The sequence below is a fragment of the Vibrio sp. V31_P5A7T61 genome (assembly GCF_009904895.1).
GTDB classification, from domain to species: domain Bacteria; phylum Pseudomonadota; class Gammaproteobacteria; order Enterobacterales; family Vibrionaceae; genus Vibrio; species Vibrio metschnikovii.
The window spans coordinates 1-5,196 of sequence record NZ_WXWI01000069.1 but is presented as its reverse complement, the minus strand read 5'-3'; the positions used below and the strand labels follow the sequence as shown (position 1 = coordinate 5,196).

The following is a 5,196-nucleotide window of genomic DNA, read 5'->3' as shown; positions in this document are numbered from 1 at the left end:
GGCGTTATATTTTTTTAAGTTCAGCAATCAAAAGGATTCATGATGAACGTGGATAAAGCGAAAAAACGCATATTGAAACGAGTACAAAGAGGTTTCAAAGGTTATCCGCAAATATCTTTAGAGTATTTCGGTAAAACGACAGATTTCGCTACCGAAGTAGTCATTACCTTTTTGTCTGAAGAAAATGCTGAACCGCAAATTCAGCGATTTACGAGTGATAAAGATGTTCGTGAAGATGAATCAATTCAATCGGTATTGTTGAAAGTTATTGAGCGAGCCGAAGCTGCTACGGTTTTAGAAAGTCGAGAAGTATCAGTTTGTTAATGGTTTTTCGTTGATCTTAAGCTCTCGATCACATTAGGGTTGAGAACGAAAATATAACAAACAATTCAAGCAGACCCTCAACGCGTGGCATTTTTGTTTTGCGTTGAGTTTGGTGATTACGGTGTTGTGCGGAAAGTTGGTAGTAGCGTTTCGGGCTACTTAATTGGGCGTTAAGCGCTTTGGTGAAAATGAATAATAAGGTGGAAAATTGAAGTTAAAATTAACAAAACAGTGGCATCAAAAAAAAGAGTTGGCTAACTTGTTTTTTTTCGCTCAAAGATTAGACGAACTATTTTTTGATTATACACTCGATACGTATAAGCCACCGGCATTAAATTCCATCTTTTTATGTCGAGAAGCTATCAAGTTAATCAGTGACATCGAAGATGACCTAATTGATGAAGCAAATTTAACTCATGTGCTTGAAGAGTTAGCTTGGTCTATGGCGCAAGACCCTGTAGTAAAGGTGATGCTAACTGCTCCAGCCGAAAGTTTCATACTTCATGGAGATAGTGTGAAATTGTCGGACACTAAAGTAAGACTTGAGGTTTTAGAGCGTACATTAAACCCAGTTTATTACTTAGATATTTGTGAACTATTGCTTAAAGAGTCGATTGAAGAAGGTTCAAAGAAAAAAATAGATCGTGTAGCAAGATGCTATGCATCAACACTTATAAATATGGGTGTATCAAAACAACACTTATATGAGCAAACACAGAAGTTCTTCTTTTTCGGGGATGAAATAGAAGAATTAATAGAGATAGAAAATTTTTTCTATTCGGTATCTGTAACTTCCCATCACTACGAAATCTACTTCATTGTCTCTGATCTTATTAAACAAGTGGAAGAATCAATTCCTGTTTTTGGTCTTCAGGTGCTAGATGAGCTCCCTGATGATGTTGTAGAAGTTGCAAAAAATAATGGATTGCATCCTAGTGATAATGAAGTCTGGGTCGAAGTAAAAGGAATAGAAAATTATGATAGACATGCTGCCAGAATAAAAGCTGAAAAAAGCCTAGATATGGTCAGAGACCTGTTCTTACTTTTCTCGCATAAAAATAGAATTGTCTGGAGAGATGAAAGTATCATAGCGCAATGTTGTGACGAAACCCCTATGTTGATCCGAAAGCCCAAAAATTCAATGGAAAAATGCTTTGACCTACGTGCTAAAGATGCCTCAGCCCGAATGAATGCAATGATTAAAAATATGGGGTTAGAAGGAAATTCTTTTATTAAATTCCATAGAGTTGTGGACCTACATGCAATTGGAACGACAAATGACTTACCTGAAAATCAACTATTGAATGTATGGATAGCACTTGAGACCCTCGTTCCATCGCAAGTGCACGGTGGAGGTAAAATTGTTAAAGTTAGTAATGGGATTATGCCTATACTTTTGAGGAACTATATTCCTAGGTTAGTTGAAAGACTTGCAGCAGACTTGCTTCGTTGGGATAGAAAGAAAACGAGTAGAATCCTTAGAAATATTAATAGCCCTGAAGACAAGGGGCTCTATCAGAAAGTACTTGAACTCATAGCATTTCCTGAAAACAATAGTGTTCTAACATCACTCTATGCTGAGTTAGGAGATTTTCACTTGCTACGTAACCGAACGTTCGAGTTAGCAGATATGTTTAAAAAACCAGAAAATTTAGTTAAGCGAATTTCTTTACACGAAAAGAAAGTTGCGTGGCAATTACGAAGAATCTACCGAACAAGAAACTTAATTGTTCATTCTGGTAGTTCCATATCATACATTGAAACACTAATTGAAAATGCTCACGATTACTTAGACCAAACAATGAGTTCAATTCTCGATTATACGTGTGGAATGCTTGATGCAAGTACTTTGGAGCAAGCCTTTGATATGGCAAAAATTGATTACGAAGTTTATCTTAAGGAACTAAAATCTTCGGATAAATTTAGCGCTGATAATATATGGCTTGGGTTGTCTTAAGACGCGCTTAACAAAGCATTTAAGAGTGATTCCCAACGCTTGGCATTTTTCATTCCATCGTTGGGTTTTGTGTTTACGGTGGTAAGGTGAAGTTTTGTGGTAGCGTTGCTCACACCTTAATGCGGCGTTATACCACCTATAGAGGTAACATGTGATTGTAATAGCACGTTTTTCATTTCCTCACGAAGCTCATATAGCGAAAGCGAGCTTGGAAAGTGCAGGGATAACAAGCTTTATCGCTGATGAACATACAGTGAATACTCAGTGGCTTTACTCAAATGCTATCGGTGGTGTTCGTCTATTAGTCGCTGAAGATGACGCAAAAGAAGCATTAGAAATTTTGAATAGCGACTTTTCAGAGTCTGTGGAAAATGAAGCCATTCCTGACAAGTTAAAAGACGTTTGTCCGAATTGTGGAAGTGGAGATCTTTCCGTCCATACAAAAGGTAAAAAGCCTGCTTTCTTAGTTTTTATTTTGCTCGGTTTTCCGTTGTTTTTTTATAAACATGGTTATAAATGCAATCAGTGTGGCGAGTTCAGTGAAAAATTATAATCCGTGGTATAACAAACGGTTAAAGAGGGATTCGCAACGCGCGGCATTTTTGTAATGCGTTTATTTTTGTGGTTACGGTGTTGTGCGGTGAGTTGGTAGTTACGTTGCTCACCCCTTAACCGGGCGTTAGGCGAAAGGTAAAATATGAAGATTGGTGAACAAGATATCAATAAGGTATTCGTTGTCGAGTGCTTACGTGAAAATGATTTGAGCACAGGTACGAAGATCAAGGAGCATATCTTAGCTCAAGAACCAAATGCGAATGTAAGATATTTAAACTGTATCACCAAGTCAGACTTTTTACAGCATCTCAACGAAATACTAAATGCTGCGACTAGCGATGACGGATTCCTATTGTTTATTGAAGTGCACGGATCTGTCGTAGGTATTGAACTTGGAGAGGAGCTTGTTCCATGGGCGGAACTAACGACAATGCTTCAAGCCATAAACGAAAGATTGCATATGGGGCTAGTGGTAGTTTTTTCATGTTGTTTTGGAGTTCATTTTTACAGGCAGACGTCGATTTTAGGACGAAGTCCTTATTATGTGATGTTTGGAGTTGATAATAGCATTTATGCTGATCGTCTGCTTAAAATGAATCAAGTTCTAGTGGATGGTTTCTACTGCAATGACAGCCTTATCGAAATTGAAACTCGTGCGAATATTCAATTAAACATACATGATGTAAATTTAACTCATTTGGAAGCCGGTGCACTCTTGATAGGTGCATTTACTAATTATTTTACAGAGCAGTTATCAATTGCCTCCCTAGTAAATAGATTTGAAAAAACCTATAAAGAGTATCGACGAATTACGCCAGAAAATGCAATGAGTCATTCTCAATATAAGAAGCACTATTTTGACTTTATTTTTAGGCGCGAAACATTGGAGAATGGCTTCAATGATATTCGGGACAAATTTCTTATGACTGATCTTGATGGAACGTTGTATGAAAGATTTCACGTGGACTTCGATGAGGTTTATAGCAGCCTAAATGTAGAAGCTAGAATAAAACAGGTATATGGCGAAATTTTCGCCTAACAAAGCATTTAAGAGTGATTCGCAACGCTTGGCATTTTCGCTTCGCTCAAGTATAGCCAAGCACCGCTCACACCTTAATGCGGCGTTAGCTGAATGGTGGTAAATATCAGCATGATCGAAATTAGAAAGTATCAAGAATCAGATGCGCTTGATTTATGGGCTATTTTTTATCATACGGTTCGTAATGTGAACTTACGTGATTATTCGCAAGCCCAAGTTGAAGCATGGGCTCCAGATGGTTTTTCTTCTGAGATTTGGCAACGAAAAATGAACTCGTTGTCACCTTTTGTTGCTGAAATTGACGGGAAAATTGTTGGTTATAGTGATCTTCAAGAAAATGGATTAATTGATCATTTCTTTTGTCACCATGAACATCAAGGCCAAGGAGTCGGACGACAGTTAATGGAACATGTACTCAGAATGGGTGAGTTACAAGGAATTACTAGGTTTTACTCTGAGGTGAATATTACCGCTCGTCCGTTTTACGAGAGATTTGGTTTCAATGTGATACAAGAACAAACCATAGAAGTTCGCGGTCAAAAACTGTGCAACTTTGTCATGGGGAAATTCAGCTAACAAAGCGTTAAAGAGGGATTCGCAACGCGTAGCATTCTCGTTATGCGTTGATTTTATTGGTTTTTAGTGCAATGCGGTGAGTTGGTAGTTGCGTTGCTCACCCCTTAACGCGGCGTTATGTGGTTAAGAGGAAATATGGAAATTTCATTGTTAGCGGATCATCCGCATGAAGCACCAAAAATAGCTAAGTGGTACTATGATGAGTGGGCGAGATTAGCTCCAAATGTCACCGAAGAAATGGTACTTGAAAAAGTCATCGAGAAATCAGTTAATCGAGAGGAAATTCCCTTATCGTTAGTCGCCCATCTAGATGGTGAGCTTGTCGGTGTGCTTGAATTAAAAATTCGTGAAAATAGAAACTATCCAGAATATGAAAACTGGATTGGTGGTGTATTCACTCATCCTAGACACAGACGTAAAGGGATAGCTCAAATTCTATTAGCATCAGCGAAAGAAAAAGCAGCAAGTATTGGTATCAAAAAACTATACCTGCAATGTGAGAGTTTCAATGTCGAACTTTACTTAAATCATGATTTTAAGGTTCTACATCAAGCGCAACATCATGAAATCGAAACGACTATCATGGTGTGGGAAGCCACCACATAACAAAGCGTTTAAGAGGGATTCGCAACGCGCGGCATTTTCGTTATGCGTTGATTTTTGTGGTTTCAGTGTTATGCGGAAACTTGGTAGTAGCGTTGTCAGCCCCTTAAGCGGGCGTTATGCTTTATTGAGCCTCAGCAAA

At 38.2% G+C, this 5,196-nt stretch carries 6 protein-coding genes; all 6 read left to right on the top strand.

Annotated elements, in window-relative coordinates; all coding sequences use genetic code 11:
- Positions 1-42: 42 nt before the first annotated feature.
- Positions 43-324: a hypothetical protein gene (locus tag CAG58_RS15395; RefSeq protein ID WP_202598327.1), complete on the top strand. Its 282-nt coding sequence runs from the start codon at positions 43-45 to the stop codon at positions 322-324.
- Positions 325-532: 208 nt separating this feature from the next.
- Positions 533-2,281, top strand: a complete 1,749-nt coding sequence (locus tag CAG58_RS15390; protein WP_161426527.1) for a hypothetical protein — start codon at positions 533-535, stop codon at positions 2,279-2,281.
- A gap of 151 nt (positions 2,282-2,432) precedes the next feature.
- A complete protein-coding gene (locus tag CAG58_RS15385) occupies positions 2,433-2,834 on the top strand; it encodes a putative signal transducing protein (RefSeq protein WP_154171037.1) in 402 nt (133 codons plus the stop codon).
- A 144-nt stretch (positions 2,835-2,978) separates the two neighbouring features.
- The gene (locus tag CAG58_RS15380) at positions 2,979-3,875 is read left to right on the top strand and encodes a hypothetical protein (RefSeq protein WP_161426528.1); all 897 of its coding nucleotides are present in this window, start codon (positions 2,979-2,981) and stop codon (positions 3,873-3,875) included.
- Between the two features lie 111 nt (positions 3,876-3,986).
- A complete protein-coding gene (locus CAG58_RS15375) occupies positions 3,987-4,451 on the top strand; it encodes a GNAT family N-acetyltransferase (RefSeq protein WP_161426530.1) in 465 nt (154 codons plus the stop codon).
- Between the two features lie 135 nt (positions 4,452-4,586).
- Entirely contained in the window at positions 4,587-5,057 is a 471-nt protein-coding gene (locus tag CAG58_RS15370) for a GNAT family N-acetyltransferase (RefSeq protein WP_161426529.1), read from the top strand.
- The last annotated feature ends 139 nt before the right edge of the window (positions 5,058-5,196 follow it).